This is a genomic window from Caulifigura coniformis (genome assembly GCF_007745175.1).
Taxonomy (GTDB): Bacteria; Planctomycetota; Planctomycetia; order Planctomycetales; family Planctomycetaceae; genus Caulifigura; species Caulifigura coniformis.
Genome location: NZ_CP036271.1, coordinates 1,707,151 through 1,721,715, shown reverse-complemented (window position 1 = coordinate 1,721,715; position 14,565 = coordinate 1,707,151). Strand labels below are relative to the sequence as shown.

At 64.5% G+C, this 14,565-nt stretch carries 10 protein-coding genes; 4 read left to right on the top strand and 6 right to left on the bottom strand.

The window, feature by feature from the left end:
* The first annotated feature begins 19 nt into the window (after nt 1-19).
* Entirely contained in the window at nt 20-1,093 is a 1,074-nt protein-coding gene (locus Pan44_RS06760) for a mannose-1-phosphate guanylyltransferase (RefSeq protein WP_145028531.1), read from the top strand.
* Between the two features lie 5 nt (nt 1,094-1,098).
* On the opposite strand, the gene Pan44_RS06755 is transcribed toward Pan44_RS06760, so the two are convergent.
* Complete coding sequence (locus tag Pan44_RS06755) at nt 1,099-2,337, bottom strand: sialidase family protein (RefSeq protein ID WP_145028529.1); 1,239 nt, start codon at nt 2,335-2,337, stop codon at nt 1,099-1,101.
* Between the two features lie 32 nt (nt 2,338-2,369).
* Entirely contained in the window at nt 2,370-3,806 is a 1,437-nt protein-coding gene (locus Pan44_RS06750) for a WD40 repeat domain-containing protein (RefSeq protein ID WP_145028527.1), read from the bottom strand.
* Nucleotides 3,807-4,004: 198 nt separating this feature from the next.
* Here Pan44_RS06750 and Pan44_RS06745 point away from each other — a divergent pair, with 198 nt between their 5' ends.
* On the top strand, nt 4,005-5,735 hold the full coding sequence (locus Pan44_RS06745; protein WP_231754242.1) for an FAD-dependent oxidoreductase: 1,731 nt from the start codon (nt 4,005-4,007) through the stop codon (nt 5,733-5,735).
* Nucleotides 5,736-5,777: 42 nt separating this feature from the next.
* On the opposite strand, the gene Pan44_RS06740 is transcribed toward Pan44_RS06745, so the two are convergent.
* From Pan44_RS06740 to alaS, 3 genes are all read right to left on the bottom strand, one after another.
* Nucleotides 5,778-7,046, bottom strand: coding sequence for a hypothetical protein (locus Pan44_RS06740; protein ID WP_145028525.1), 1,269 nt, complete (start codon nt 7,044-7,046; stop codon nt 5,778-5,780).
* Nucleotides 7,047-7,327: 281 nt separating this feature from the next.
* On the bottom strand, nt 7,328-7,588 hold the full coding sequence (locus Pan44_RS06735) for a hypothetical protein (RefSeq protein ID WP_145028523.1): 261 nt from the start codon (nt 7,586-7,588) through the stop codon (nt 7,328-7,330).
* Nucleotides 7,589-7,815: 227 nt separating this feature from the next.
* On the bottom strand, nt 7,816-10,428 hold the full coding sequence (alaS, locus tag Pan44_RS06730) for an alanine--tRNA ligase (protein ID WP_145028521.1): 2,613 nt from the start codon (nt 10,426-10,428) through the stop codon (nt 7,816-7,818).
* 277 nt (nt 10,429-10,705) lie between these two features.
* Here alaS and Pan44_RS06725 point away from each other — a divergent pair, with 277 nt between their 5' ends.
* Together Pan44_RS06725 and Pan44_RS06720 are read left to right on the top strand one after the other, a co-directional pair.
* On the top strand, nt 10,706-10,990 hold the full coding sequence (locus tag Pan44_RS06725; RefSeq protein WP_145028519.1) for a hypothetical protein: 285 nt from the start codon (nt 10,706-10,708) through the stop codon (nt 10,988-10,990).
* Nucleotides 10,987-13,077 carry an FAD-dependent oxidoreductase gene (locus Pan44_RS06720; RefSeq protein ID WP_145028517.1) on the top strand — a complete coding sequence of 697 codons (2,091 nt, stop codon included), beginning with the start codon at nt 10,987-10,989 and terminating at the stop codon, nt 13,075-13,077. The genes Pan44_RS06725 and Pan44_RS06720 overlap by 4 nt, the downstream gene beginning before the upstream one ends.
* Before the next feature lie 44 nt (nt 13,078-13,121).
* On the opposite strand, the gene Pan44_RS06715 is transcribed toward Pan44_RS06720, so the two are convergent.
* Nucleotides 13,122-14,471, bottom strand: coding sequence for an SAM-dependent methyltransferase (locus Pan44_RS06715; RefSeq protein WP_145028515.1), 1,350 nt, complete (start codon nt 14,469-14,471; stop codon nt 13,122-13,124).
* Nucleotides 14,472-14,565 lie beyond the last annotated feature (94 nt).

Below are 14,565 nucleotides of genomic sequence, written 5' to 3'. Positions count from 1 at the left end.
TTACCGACGACAACTTCCCATGCTGCATGCCGTGATCATGGCGGGCGGGTCTGGCACCCGGTTCTGGCCCGCGAGCCGCCACGCGTTCCCGAAACAGTTCCTGACGCTCAGCGGCGACCGGTCCCTGATCCAGTCGACCTCGGACCGCTGTATCGGCTGGATCCCGGCCGAACGGCAATGGGTCGTCACCAACGAAGCCCAGGCCGCTGAGACGCGCCGACAACTCCCGGAGCTTCCGACCGGGCACGTCCTCGTCGAGCCCTGCGCGCGCAATACGGCTCCCTGCGTGGCGCTGGCGGCCGCGCATCTCCTGAAGGAAGACCCGGACGCCGTCATGCTCCTCCTCCCGGCGGATCATGTCATCCAACCGGTCGAAGCCTTCGAGAAGGCAGGCAAGGCGGCCCAGACGCTTGTCGACGAGGATCGAAATCGCCTCGTGCTGTTCGGCGTCACGCCGACATTCCCGTCGACCGGCTATGGCTACATCGAGCGCGGCCCGCAGTTGGGAGCAGGTCGCTCGGCCTATCACGTTGCGGCGTTCCGCGAGAAGCCTGACCGCCCGACGGCCGAGACGTATCTGAAGGCCGGGACGTTCTACTGGAACTGCGGCATCTTCACCTGGAGCGCGCGGCGAATCCTGGAGGCCATCACGACTTATGAGCCAGAGATCGGAGCGCTGACGGCGCAGGTCGCCGGAACGATCGGCGCCCCTGGCTACGACGCCACGATCCGCGACCTGTTCCCGAAGATGAAGTCGACGTCGATCGACTACGCCGTGCTGGAGCGGGACAAGTCGATCGTCGTGCTCGAGGCGCCGTTCGGCTGGGATGACGTTGGCAGCTGGGAGGCCGTTCCGCGACTTTCAGGCAGCGACGCCGCGGGCAATACCATCGAAGGACTGCACGTCGGAGTCGATACGAAGAACTGCATCGTGCGGACGACGGACAAGCACCTCGTGGCAACGCTGGGGCTTGAAGACTGCATCGTCGTCCACACCCCCGACGCCACGCTCGTGGCGAAGCGGGGGGACGAAAATGCAATCAAGAAGCTCATCGAGGAACTGAAGACACGCGGCCTGAACGGGATGCTGTAACCGGCTCACACGAGCCGGTTCGGCTTCGTCCAGGCGATGCGGGCCATCCGGAGTTCGCCGCGGGCGTTCTTCTTCGGAAGCCAGTGGCCATCCGTCACCCACGACTCGTCCGCGTTCGCATTGACGATGTGGAAATTCCCCATCTGCTGCGTGCCGTTGGGGTCATTCAGTGAGTCGCCGCGAATCGGCAGGACGATCTGCTCGGTGTCGCGGCGGAGCCGGAGCGTCTGCGGATCGACCTGCGCGACGAACAGCGGCGCGCGCCAGCGGATCAGCTTCAGGTTCGAAGCGTCCTTCCGGGTATAGACGAGGAACAGGCCGTCCGAGTGCGTCAGCCAGTGCTGCTGGGTGGACGACATCGCGAGGGGCTCTCCGTCGTCCCACAGCCAGGGCTGCTTCTCCGTCCACCGGAGTCCATCCGTCGACGTGCAGACGTACCCGCGGTCGTCTTCGGCACGGATCGTCATATAGTGCAGACCGTTCCACGACGTCAGTGATGGTTCGAGCAGGCCTCGGCCGGCGGCATGCTTGATTTCTTCGCCCACGTCGCGGATTGCGAAGGTGTCCCCGTCGAAAGAGCACCGGGCAGTGATCGCCGATCGGGATTCCGACTTCGCCCCGATCGACATGGCGATCAGGATGTCGCCATCCGGAAGCGTGACCCGCTGGCCGCAGTTGTTGCTGTAGATGAATGCAGCCCGCGGATCGTCCCATTCCAGGATCTTGCGATCGGTCCACGTTCCATCCGATTTGCGGACGCAATAAACGGGATAACGCCTGAGTTGATCTTTCGCGGCGAACCTCTCGCCGCGGTAAAAGACGATCTCGCCGACGGCAAGGACGGTGTTCGTCTTCGCGTGGTATTCCGGAACGACGTCGCACACGCCCGCGAGAAGCCCTTCATGGCCCGGGACCGGGCGACGCTCAAAACCCGGGATCAGGACCGGTTCCGACCAGGTCTGGCCATTGTCTTCCGAGGCCGACCAGTGGACCGGGCCGAAATAGTCGGATCCGGCGATGAACTGCAGATTCATCAGCGCCAGCGGCGGTTTTCCCGGCCGGGGCACCATGCAGACTTTGGGATGGAACCACGTCGTCCCGCTGCCGTCGAGGTTGTTCCAGAGCGTGGTGTCGGTAATGCCACGGATCAGTCCGGCATCGCTGCCGAAGGCCGATGAACATGGGACAACGGCAGACGCCGCGAGGAACGAGAGGAAGTGTCGACGATTCACGGGAGACAGCATGGGGCTGGAAGTGGGGGGCAGGAATGAGGCCGTTAACGGGGGGACGGCGGCTGGAGGAAACTCTTGCCGACGATCGTGGAGGTCGCCGGGTCGAGTTGGAAGAGATGAACAGAATGATTCCCGGTCAATGCCGCAAGCGTCAGGCCATCGGGAGAGAGCGCGATGTCGCGAATCGATTCGGGAGGCAGCGTCTCCGTAAAGGTGCTGACGCCTCCTGTCTCGATGTCCACGCGACTGATGTTCGCAAAGCTGTTCCTGCCGCTGACGAAAATTCGGCTCGACCGGCGGTCGAAGAACAGGCCATTCGCGTTCTGCATGCCGACGATTGACCGTTCCAGCACTGGGGGTTCAATGGGATCGAGCTTCCAAAGCGACGTGACTGACCCCGATCCGGCGCTCGCCAGCCAGCGCCCATCGTGCGAGAACGCGAGACGGGTGACAGGCCTTCCAGCACGCAGCAGCACGGCAGGAGAATCCGGTCGATCGAGTTTCCACAAACGGAGATCAGGATCAGTCCCCGCGCTCGCGACAGATCGACCGTCCGGGGAGACCGCGACGGCCCGGACCGTCCCGGGATGGCGACCGAGTTCTACAACGTTGCCTTTCGTCAGTGAGAGTCGGAAGACCCGACCTTCCCACGAGCCGGCGATGACCTCCTCCCCGCCAGGGACAAGGGCCATGGAGCTGATCGTCCCCCCGGCGTCATACGTGCGCGCGATCTCGCCCGACGCTGTGTCAAACAACCGCAGCCGCTTGTCGGTCGAACTCGTGAGCAACGCGCCATCCGGCGTATAAAGCATCTCCAGCAGGTCGCCGGCCGGAAGTTTCAATGCGCGGCGGAACTCCCGCGACTGCAGATCGAACACCAGGATTTCCCCCCCGAGGGTCCCGGTGGCGAGTTCCAGTCCGCCTGGGCCAAACGCCACGTACTGGGCCACCCAGGGCTCGTCTTTCGACCGACTGGGAGCCGAGCGAACCAGCGGGTTCAAATTCAGTGGAACTCCGCCGCGACGGACCACCGAACCCGCCTGCGGAATCGCAGGCCGGGGAACCGCGACAGGCCGGCGAATGCCGGCGACGGAACCAGCCTGGGCCGGAGGGGGGATCTGAACCGGGGGCCGGGGCCGGATCGTGTTGCCGGCCTCGGCGGGCGCCGCGATGGCGACTCCCGCGCGGGGACGTACGGCCGACCCTGCCTGGGGAACGGGGCCTGGCGACCGGGGCGGCAGTCTGAGGCCGGAACCGGTTGTCGATCCTGACGCCCGCAGGACGATCCGCGCGGCCTGGCGAACGCCATCGGAGTGCTCAGGCGCTTCGTCCGGAGGAGGGGCCAGGACGAGTTCAATCGGTTCGTCGGCAAATTGTTCGACTTCGATGTCGCCGTCCCCTCGCTGCGCCACCGGCACGAAGATCGTCACGAGGACAAGTCCGATCAGGACTGCGGCCGCCGCCGTCATCCGGAGTACCATCGCCCACTCCTTTCGCAGCAACTACGGTAGTGTGCGAAGAGCAGGTGGTCTACGTGCATGAGCTTGTGAATCGTCGCGCCGGGTGAACCTCGTCAGGCCTGCGCAATTCACCTACAAGGGCGTTTCCTCGGAACGCTTCGGCCCCGATTCGGCGGCGACGGCGTTCCCTCGCGACGGCAGACTTCAGAAGACGGAACGATGGCACATTGGAATCGGCGGAATGTTCTGCAATCGGCCATGGCCGGCCTCGCGACCACGTGGGCCCTGCGCAGCGGACGGGCTGCCGGAGAGACGCTCCCTGCCGCGGCTGCGCCTGCAGGCGGGCCGGTTCGCGAACTCGAGGCCGACGTCGTCATCATCGGTGCGGGGATGGGAGGAGTCGCTGCAGCGCTCGCCGCCGCCCGGAATGGCCTCCGCGTCGTGCTCACGGAACCGACCGACTGGATCGGCGGACAACTCACTTCCCAGGCCGTCCCTCCCGATGAGCATTCCGCCATCGAGAAGCACGGAGCGAACCAGTCCTATCGCGAGTTTCGGACGCGGGTACGGGACTATTACCGCCAGAACTTTCCGCTGACCCCCGCGGCCCGCGAGAACCCGTTGCTCAATCCGGGCAATGGCAGCGTGTCACGGTTGTGCCACGAGCCGCGCGTCGCGCTGGCCGTCCTGCAGGACATGCTGGCGCCGCACCTCAGTTCGGGCCGGTTGACGCTGCTGTTGGAAACCGAGCCGGTCAGCGCGGAAGTTGAGGGCGACCGCATCGAATCGGTTCGCGTGCGTTCAACGCGAAGCGGCAAGGAGTATCAGCTGCTCGCGCCACAGTTCATCGACGCCAGTGAACTGGGAGATCTCCTTCCGCTGACGAAAACCGAGTTTGTCACCGGCACGGAAGCGAAGGAAGAAACGGATGAACTGCACGCGGCAGCGACCGCGAATCCGTTGAACCAGCAGGCATTCACGATCTGTTTCGCCGCGGAGTATCGGCCTGGCGAGAATCACGTCATCGATCAACCGGCGGAGTATGCGTTCTGGAGCAAATTCGTTCCGGCGATGACGCCCCCCTGGTCGGGCCGACTGCTCGACCTCAGCTATTCGAATCCGCGCGATCTGACGCCAAAGAAACTCGGCTTTGATCCGACGCTCGCACCGACCAAAGCCCTCAATCTGTTCCGCTACCGGCAGATCAGGAACGCGGCCTTCTTCACGGAGAATACCGGCGGCGGAAATGTCACGCTCGTCAACTGGCCCCAGAACGACTACGTGCTGGGACCGCTGATCGGCGTCTCGAAAGAAGAAGCGGACCGCCACGTGGCCCGCGCGAAGCAGCTCAGCCTGTCCCTCATGTACTGGCTGCAGACGGAATGTCCGCGGCCGGACGGCGGCACCGGATATCCCGGGTTGTTGCTGCGAGGCGACATGATGGGGACCGAGGATGGACTGGCGAAGGCGCCCTACGTTCGCGAGGCGAGGCGGATCGAAGCCCTGTTCACGATCACCGAACACTTTGTCGGCCGCGAGAACCGGGCCCGCATGCTCGGACAACCGGCCGACCGCGCGACGCCCCCCGAGTTTCCCGATTCGGTCGGCGTTGGCTCCTATCACATCGACCTGCATCCGAGTTCGGCCGGGGACAACTACATCGACTTTGCTTCGCTGCCGTTCCAGATCCCGCTGCGATCGCTGATTCCCAAACGTGTGAAGAACCTGTTGGCCGCCTGCAAGAACATCGGGACCACGCACATCACGAACGGCTGCTATCGCCTGCACCCGGTGGAATGGGGCATCGGTGAAGCGGCAGGTTGCCTCGCCAGTTTCCAGCATCACCGGAAGACAACCTCCCACGCCATCGCGGAGTCCGAAACTCTGCTCGGAGAGTTCCAGACGATGATTCGCGAACAGGGAGTGGAGACTCACTGGCCGAAGAGCTGAACGGAATGCGATCTGCCGCCCGCCATCTCAACGCGCGGGAGACTACGACATCGTCTCGAATTCCCGCATCACCTGGTCGTAGTTCTGCGCGCCGCCCGACTCGGTGAACGCTCGTTCGTTCTGCCAGGCGGCGAGGTTCATCCTCAGGAAGAGATCGGCGCCAAGAGCCGTGACGAACATCGAACGGCTGAGAACTTCCAGGCCGAAGTGCGCCAGGTCGAGCGGCACGATGAGCGCCTGGGCCGGGTCGAGTCCCAGCAGCCTCACGCCGAGAATCTTCTGCGTGGAGAGAAAGAGCAGAAACAGACCCCCCGCAGCGGCGGTCATCAGGCCAACGATCCTCTGCACGATCCGGACCCGGCGGAAGTCGCCTTCCGAGGTGAGCGGACGGGTGAAGAAACGCGTCATGCAGGGATAGATCAGCGGAGCCGAGAGGAACAGCAGAAAGCCGCCGATCAGGAGCGGGCTGGAGGTGACCTGGATCAGGGCGACGAAGATGACGAGCAGGAACAGCGAGTAGAACGGCGACGCCATCACGAGGAACCATCCCGGCAGAATCGCCTGCGGCAGGAGCATCTTCACGCGCACACACGCGCGCTGCACGGCAGGCACCAGGGAGAGGACGGTCGGCAACAGCGTGACCAGGTACGACGCCCCTTCGGCAACCCCTTCGGCCGTCACACGCAGGTACTCGAGAGGCTCCTTCTCGAGCGTATAGGCATGCTCGACATAGCCCCACCAACTCCACGGGCACAGGGAGATGAGCAGGGGAACGACGAACGAGATGGCAAACGCGCCGGCCATGATCAGGAACGAAAGACGCCAGCGGCTCCAGACCAGCAGGACCGCGAGAGCGGCCGCCTGCAGAACATACAGCGACGCGAGGTCGATGAAGTCGGCGATCTGGCCAAGAAGAGTTGTGGGCTTCTTGTCATCCGCGTCGTCGTCGCTGTTGATGGTCACCTGGACGTGGCGTCCGGCTTCGCCGGCGTCGACCTCCTCGTCTTCCTCGACTTTGTCTGCGGCGTCGGTCGGGAGGGCCGCCTCGATCGAGTCGCCGACCGTGTTGAGGAGAAGCTCCGGCCGCTTGTCGGGCTCGGTGACTTCACGCCAGGTCGCGAGGGCGCTGCTGAGGAAAGTGGCGAACAGCGTGAACAGCATCAGGCCCCGCCGCCACGCAAGGTAGGAGCGGAGAATCGGATGTTTCACGCCTGCGGCGTCGAGCCGCGCGCTTTCGCGCGCCGTGGGAGTGACCTTGCGGGGATTGGAAGCAAAGGCCCGGCGAAGCTGGGCGACAAGGAAGAGGGGCATGAGAAGATCCGACGGATGTCCTGTGCCGGAATGTCCAGTGTCGACGCGGGTCGATGCATCGACCGCAGACGTGACGCGTTCAGAAGCGTCGCGCATCGGGCCAGAGGATGCCATGCCGAACGGGTCGGAGACTTCCCGTTTTCCGCTGTCCTGCGATGGCCGGACACCGGGAACGGGTTCTCCCGATTGCGCCAGCAGCAGTCGAGGCGGGAAGGGAGGGGAAAACGAAGAACGCCCGCCGGTGTGGACGGCGGGCGTTCGGGGATTGGACCGAAATCCGGTTACGGACTGCGCGGCCGCAACGGCGGGTCGCACGAGACGTGTCGATCAAAGTTCCGCATCGCGTGGAGCATTCGCTGGTCGAAACCACGCCCCCCGCGATTCGAGGGAGACGGCTTCGACGGTCCCTTTGCGACACGATGGGCCAGGGCACGACTGGCCCCTGGAGGGGAGAGACTCTTTCCCTGGGCGAAGCCGCTGGCCGGGGAGAGCACCCCGGCGATGGCGGCCATCACGAGCATCCTTGCGACGTACTTTCTCATTCAGGCACTCCGTTGGATCCGACCCGCGTCGGACTGTGGGTACCAGAGAGGTCGGCGCTGCTCCAGAGAGGAGTCGACCTCAAACGGCCTTCAGAGCGTGCGTTGTAGAATCTGCCCAACCGGGTGTTTGCATCGAGACCAGATTGCGCTGGTGGATCGCTCAATATCGCCCAAGTCGTTCGATAGTGCGGCAGAGCGGCGGAGGTGAACTCCGCCGCCCGGTTTGCTTACCCCAGCTTTCCCACGAACACTGCCTTGCCGGCTTCGAGTGCCTCGCTGAGCTTCGAGGGATCCTTCCCGCCGGCCTCGGCGAGATCGGGGCGGCCGCCTCCTCCGCCCCCCGCCGCCTTCGCCGCTGCTTTGACGGCGTCGCCGGCGTGCAGCTTCTTGCCCGCCAGTTCCTTCGACACGGCCGCGATCAGGGCGACCTTGCCCTCTTCGACGAGACCGAGCAGAACGGCGACCGGTTCCTTGCCGGAGCGGAGGTGATCGATCAGTTCCTTCAGGGCGTCACGCGGGACCCCCTGGACCTCCTTTGCCACGATCTTCACACCGCCGATGACCGCGGCCTCGGCCAGAATCGACGAGGCAAGGTCCGCGATTGAGGCCATCGTGTGCTTCGCGAGTTCCCGGCGGGCGGCCTGCAGCTCTTCCTGCAGTGCAGCGATCTTGCGGGGAAGCTCCTGCGGCGTCGGAGCGCGCAGCAGGATCGCCGACTCGCGAAGCAGCGTTTCCGCCTCGCGGATGTGGGCGAGCGCCTTCTGGCCGGTGAGGCACGAGATGCGACGCACCCCCTTGGCGACTGGCTCTTCCGAGACGAGCCGCAGCAGTCCGACCTGGCCCGTGTTGGACAGGTGTGTTCCGCCGCACAGCTCGACGCTGAAGTCGCCCATCGTGACCATCCGGACGCGGTCGGGATACTTCTCACCGAAGAGCATCATCGCGCCGCGCTTCTTGGCCGTTTCCTGGTCCGTGACCTCTGTGGCCACCGAGGCCCCTTCCGCGATGCGGGCGTTGATTTCGTCTTCGATCTGCCGCTTCTCCTCTTCGGTCACCGGCTTGGAGTGCGCGAAGTCGAATCGGAGGACGTCGTTCTCGACCTTCGAGCCGCGCTGCAGGGCGTTCGACCCGATGACCTTGTGCAGGGCGTGGTGCAGAAGGTGGGTCGCGGAGTGAGCGCGGCGGATTCCGGCCCGGCGGCCGGCGTCGATCTTCGCAGTCACCGGCTCGCCCAGCTGAATCTTCCCGCGGACGAGCTTCCCGATGTGGATGATGAGATCGGCGTTGCGCTGCGTTTCTTCGACGTGGAACTCGAAGTGTTCACCGGCGATCGTTCCCGAGTCGCCCACCTGTCCGCCGGCTTCGCCGTAGAAGGGGGTCTGGTCGAGCAGCAGGCCGATTGTGCCGTGGTAATTCGTGTGCTCGAGGAACTCCTTGTTGACGATCAGGCCGACGACCTTCGCTTCCGACTCGCTCTTGTCGTAGCCGAGGAACTTCGTCGCGCCGTGATTCTTGCGGACGCGGTCCAGCGGGCCCTCCGCCATGACGCTGTCGAGGAACGCTCCCGAGCCCGACTTCCCTTCGTGTTCCTTAACGAGCGTATCGAACTTTTCACGATCGACGGTCAGCCCGTTACGGGCGGCCATCTGGACGGTAAGGTCCATCAGGAAGCCGTCCTGCGAATGCAGGGCAAAGGCTTCCTCGCCGGAAACCACGCCACCGGAAGCCTTCGCCCGTTCGACCACCTTGTTCCACTTCGACAGGCCGCGTTCGATCGTGCCGAGGAACTGCTCTTCTTCCTCTTTCACGATGTTGGCGACCGCCGTGACCGACTGCTGCACGTCCGGGTACGGACGCTTCATGAGATCCGCGACGACCGGCACGAGCGAATACAGGAACGGGGCGTCCTTGCCGAGCAGGAAGCCTTCCAGCATCGCGCGGCGCAGGAGCTGGCGGACGATATAGCCCTGCTTGGCGTTGTCCGGAACGACCCCTTCGTGGGCACACATCGTGACGCAGCGGATGTGGTCGGCGATGCGGCGCAGTGCCCGGCCCTCGGCCGCGTCGTAGCTGTACTTCTTCCCGATCGCTTCGCCGGCCGCGATGCACAGCGGCTTGATGCTGTCGATCTCGAAGTTCGACAGCACCCCCTGCAGCGTCGAGGCGCACCGCTCGAGTCCCATCCCCGTATCGATGTTCTTCTTCGGCAGCGGCTGGAGGTTCTTCGGCGGATTCCCGACGCGGTTGAACTGCGTGAACACCAGGTTCCAGATCTCGACCGACTTCGTCTGCCCCGGCGGGGTGTAATAGATCTCGGAGCACGGACCGCAGACGCCATCGGGACCGTTCGAGGGCGACCCGGCGGGCCAGAAGTTCTCGTATTCGTCCTGACGTGAAATACGCTCGGGCGAGAGGCCGATGTCTTTCGCCCAGATCCCGGCCGCTTCATCGTCGTCGAGATACACGGTGACGTTCAGGCGATCGGCATCGAGGCCCAGCCACTTCTTCTGGGTCAGGAATTCCCAGGCCCAGTTGATCGCCTCCCGCTTGAAGTAATCGCCAAACGAGAAGTTGCCCAGCATCTCGAAGAACGTGTGGTGGTAGGCCGTGACGCCGACGTTGTCGATGTCGCCGGTGCGGATGCACTTCTGGCAGGTCGTCGCCTTCGTGAACTCCAGCGGGCCGATGCCGAGGAACTGGTTCTTGAACTGGTTCATTCCGGCCGGCGTGAACAGCACCGTCGGATCGTCCTTGGGGACGAGCACGTCGCTGGGCCGGCGGACGCAGCCCTTGGACTCGAAGAAGGACAGGTAGGCGTCGCGAAGGTCGTCAGTTTTCATGGGGTCGTTCGGAAACGCCCGGCGTCCGCGGGGAACTGCCAGGCGGCATCCGGGGTTGATTGCTGATGGGCGAGTAAGAAACCGGGCGGTGAGCCGCGGCTGGTGCTTGTGGTTCTTCAGGAAGCCCGGAGTGTAATGAAGTGCGGCAGGGGAGTCAGCGATTGGCGATTGGGCGCCGGAAACCCGCGGGACGGCGGTGTGGTGACGCGCCCGGCCCGCGGCGGTACAACGGCGGGGAGAGTCACTGGATTCCCATGCGCTCCACGGGGATGGTGAGATGACCAGAAAGAATCGCGAGTCGGACGCCGTGCGGCTGAAGTCGATGCCGCTGTGGCAGTGGGGCGCAATCCTGATCTTCGCCGGCATGGTGGCGAACATGGTCATCGGGCTGCAGGCTGTTCCATCCAACCGGGCCGCCGCTCGCGGGCAGGCGTTGGGGCGGGGAGTGGCGACAGGTCTGTTCGTCGCCGTGGGGGCCGGGATGATGTTGTTCGACGTCATGCGCAGGAAGCCCGTGTCACAGAAGACTTCGAAGCACAAGGGAAAGGTTCGCTCGGAATGATTCGCACCTGGTCGCTTTTCGCTGTGGTGGTCCCTGGTCTGGCCCTCCTGGCTCTCCTCATCCCTGCTGCGGAGGCCAAGATCGACGTGCCTCCGTCGGTCGACGTCATCGTTTACGGCTCCACGCCCGCCGGCTTCTGCGCCGCGATCGGTGCGGCCCGGGAAGGAGCGAGGGTCCTGCTGCTGGAGCCGACGGCGCATGTCGGCGGCGTGAACACCGGCGGGCTCAGCTTCAGCGATTCGAACCAGACGGTGCGGGCCGCCCTCGGCGGACTGTTTGAAGAGTGGCACCTGCGGATCGAGAAGGACTACACCGACCGCGGAGTGACGCTCCCCTACAAGGTGAGCGTGAAGGACCACACGCATTGGACCTACGAGCCGCACGTCGCGATGCGAGTGACCCGACAGTTGCTGGAGGAAGCTGGCGTCCGCGTGCTGACGAAGCAGACGCTGAAATCGGTCCAGAAACAGGACGGCCGGATCGCGCATCTCGTCTGCACGAACGGGAACACATTCGGAGCAAGGACGTACGTCGACGCCACCTATGAAGGAGACCTCATGGCGGCGGCGGGAGTGTCGTGGACGATCGGCCGCGAAAGCCGCAAGGAACTGGACGAGAAGTATGCGGGAGTCCGGTTCTCCAAGCCGCTGATGGCGATCTCCGGCTTCGACGATCGCGGGAAGCTCCTGCCGCTGGTGACGACGGCGGACGGCGGAAACGAAGGAGACGGCGACAGAAATGTGATGATCTACAGCTTTCGCCTCTGCCTGACGAAAGAGGCAGACAACAGGGTCCCGTTCCCCAAACCAGCGAAGTACGACCCCGCTCGGTTTGAAGCGGTGCGACGGTATTTCAGGCAGGAGCCGCGGCCGATCGTGCTCTGGGACCTCTATCCCCTGCCGGGAAAAAAGTTCGATGCCAACAACGGCATCGGCAAGCAGTTTTCAATGGGCCTGATTGGCGGCTGCAACGGCTGGTCCGAGGACGATGCCGCCGGCCGCGAAAAGAAGTGGGAGGAGCACAAGCAGTACATCCTCGAGCTCTACCAGTTCCTGACGACCGACCCCGCCGTTCCCGAACACCTGCAGAAGGTTCTCGCCGAACTCGGCCTCTGCCGCGACGAATTCCCCGAGACGGGCCACTGGTCGCCGCAGCTGTACGTCCGCGAAGGGCGGCGGATGCGGGGGGCCTACTTCCTCACCGAGCATGATGTGCTGACGAACCTGGAGAAGCCCGATGCGATCGCGATCTCTTCATTCCCTATCGACTCGCACGACTGCCAGCGAGTCGCGCGAAAGGATGGCGGCGTCCTGAGCGAGGGGACGATCTTCCCCGTGAAGCCCGGCGGCCGGAAGCACGGCCCTCCGATGCAGGTTCCCTACCGCGCGATTACGCCGAAGGCCGACGAGTGCACGAACCTCCTCGTGCCGGTGGCGATCTCCGCGTCGCACGTCGCCTATTCCTCGATCCGGGTGGAGCCGACCTGGATGACGATCGGCCACAGCGCGGGAATCGCCGCGGCGTTGGCAGCGAAGGAGAAAGTCGCCGTTCAGAAGCTGCCGTATGAAACACTGCGGGCCGCGCTTCTTGGACAGAAGCAGGTGCTCGTTGCACCCGAACTCCCCCCGGTCCCGGTGTCATCAGGTCCGGCGGGTCTCGATCCGAAGTCGTTGCCCGGGATCGTGATCGACGAGACAGAGGCAAAGGCCGACGGCCCCTGGAGCCACTCGACGACATTCCAGCCGTACGTCTGGAAGGGCTACCTGCACGACGACCGGCGCGGCGACGGCCAGTCGACGCTCACATTCCGCGTGACGCCCCCGAAAACAGGGCGCTATGAGCTGAAGATCGCGTACAGCCCCCACGCGACACGGGCGAAAAACATCCCGGTCACAGTGCGGAGTGGCGGAGCGAGCACGGACTTCGTGTTCGATGAGACGGTACCACTTCCCGCAGGCGGCCGGTTCCGCACCGCCGGAACGGTCGCCCTCAACGCGGCTGACGAAGCAACGGTGACGATTTCCAACCGCCGGACCGACGGGTTCGTCATCGTCGACGCGATTCAGCTGCTCGAAGCCAAAGAGTGACCTCGCCAGCGATGACGTCGTGTGGACTGAGCCGGCCTCCGCGCTCACGCCGCCTTCGTGTCGCGCCGGGGTGATTCGCGATAAAGATGCTCACGTGTCGACGGCAGGCCCGAGACCCCCTTCTTGATGTGCCGGGTCGCGACCGTCTGGAAGATGCATGCCCCTCCGTCGCCCAGGGCGAGGCTCACCCCGGCCAGGTAGAACAGCCACATGCGGTAGCGTTCTTCGCCGATCTGCCGGACGGCCTCGTCCTTTCTGGCTTCGAGGCGGTGGGTCCAGTGTTCGCAGGTCTTGGCGTAGTGGTCGCGCCACGCCTCGACGTCGTGCACTTCGAAGCCTGAGTTCTCCATCGACTCCAGCATGTGCCCGATGTGGTCGAGTTCGCCGCCGGGGAAGATATATTTCGCCAACAGGCGGCGCTCGGGGGTCACCTTGCGGAACTGCTTGTTCGTCGCCTTGGCCCGGCGGGTGATGCCGTGGTTCAGGAACATGCCGCGGTCCGGCAGAAGCTTCGAGACCGTCTGCATGTATCCCCGCATGTTGTCGATGCCGACGTGCTCGACCATGCCGATGCTGGAAATCTTGTCGTACTGGCCGGTGAGATCGTTGTAGTCGCGGAGTTCGGCCGTCACCTGGCCGGTCAGTCCGAGGGCGACGATCTTCTTCTGCGTGTGGGCCAGCTGGCGTTCGGAGAGGGTGATGCCGTGGGCGGTGACGCCATAGTGGCGGGCCGCGTGGCAGATGAGGGCGCCCCAGCCGCAGCCGATGTCGAGGAAGCGTTCGCCCGGTTGAAGGCGGAGCTTCTTGCAGATCATGTCGAGCTTGTCCTGCTGGGCCTGCTCGAGGGAGTTGTTCCAGTCCGTGAAATAGGCGCAGGAGTAGACCATCTCCGGGTCGAGGAACAGCTGATAGAACTCGTTGGAGACGTCGTAGTGGAACTGGATGAAATCCTTGTTCTCGCCTTTCACCCGGTGGCGGCCGATCTCGTCACCCGCGTAGCGGTGGGTGACGTCGGTCGACTCGGCCTTGCCAAAGAGGAACGGCAGGAGCTTCTTCGCCACGAGCGATTTCCGGAGCGCCCGCAGACGCTTGCCGTATCGCCGCTGGCGGGCGGTGCGGATGAAGGTGAGGAGATCGGCCCCTTCGATATCGAGGTGGCCGAGCGCGTAGTGCCGAAGCAGGTTGTCGGCGGTCGGGCGGCGGACGAGCGACGTCACGACTCCCGGACTCTTGATCGCGATGCGGAGATTCGGATCGGCGTTCGGACCGAGTGGAACAACTGTCCCGTCCCAGAGCTTGATCGAGACCGGGGCGTCCAGGTGTTCGGCAATGTGCGTCAGCAGCGAGTGGAAGCCGTCGCGCTTTGCCTGGTCGCTGAAAAATGAGGCCGCCATGCCGCGTCTCCGCCGAGGTCCCGAGTCTGAAAGGTGGGACTGATAGGTCGGTTTGGGGGACGGGGTCAATGTCGGTTCCGCGGCCGCAACGACC

Coding starts and splice junctions, on each gene's coding strand:
- Pan44_RS06760 (WP_145028531.1), top strand. CDS start 20: ATGCTGCATGCCGTGATCATGGCGGGCGGGTCTGGCACCCGGTTCTGG.
- Pan44_RS06755 (WP_145028529.1), bottom strand. CDS start 2,337: ATGCTGTCTCCCGTGAATCGTCGACACTTCCTCTCGTTCCTCGCGGCG.
- Pan44_RS06750 (WP_145028527.1), bottom strand. CDS start 3,806: ATGGTACTCCGGATGACGGCGGCGGCCGCAGTCCTGATCGGACTTGTC.
- Pan44_RS06745 (WP_231754242.1), top strand. CDS start 4,005: ATGGCACATTGGAATCGGCGGAATGTTCTGCAATCGGCCATGGCCGGC.
- Pan44_RS06740 (WP_145028525.1), bottom strand. CDS start 7,046: ATGCCCCTCTTCCTTGTCGCCCAGCTTCGCCGGGCCTTTGCTTCCAAT.
- Pan44_RS06735 (WP_145028523.1), bottom strand. CDS start 7,588: ATGAGAAAGTACGTCGCAAGGATGCTCGTGATGGCCGCCATCGCCGGG.
- alaS (WP_145028521.1), bottom strand. CDS start 10,428: ATGAAAACTGACGACCTTCGCGACGCCTACCTGTCCTTCTTCGAGTCC.
- Pan44_RS06725 (WP_145028519.1), top strand. CDS start 10,706: ATGACCAGAAAGAATCGCGAGTCGGACGCCGTGCGGCTGAAGTCGATG.
- Pan44_RS06720 (WP_145028517.1), top strand. CDS start 10,987: ATGATTCGCACCTGGTCGCTTTTCGCTGTGGTGGTCCCTGGTCTGGCC.
- Pan44_RS06715 (WP_145028515.1), bottom strand. CDS start 14,471: ATGGCGGCCTCATTTTTCAGCGACCAGGCAAAGCGCGACGGCTTCCAC.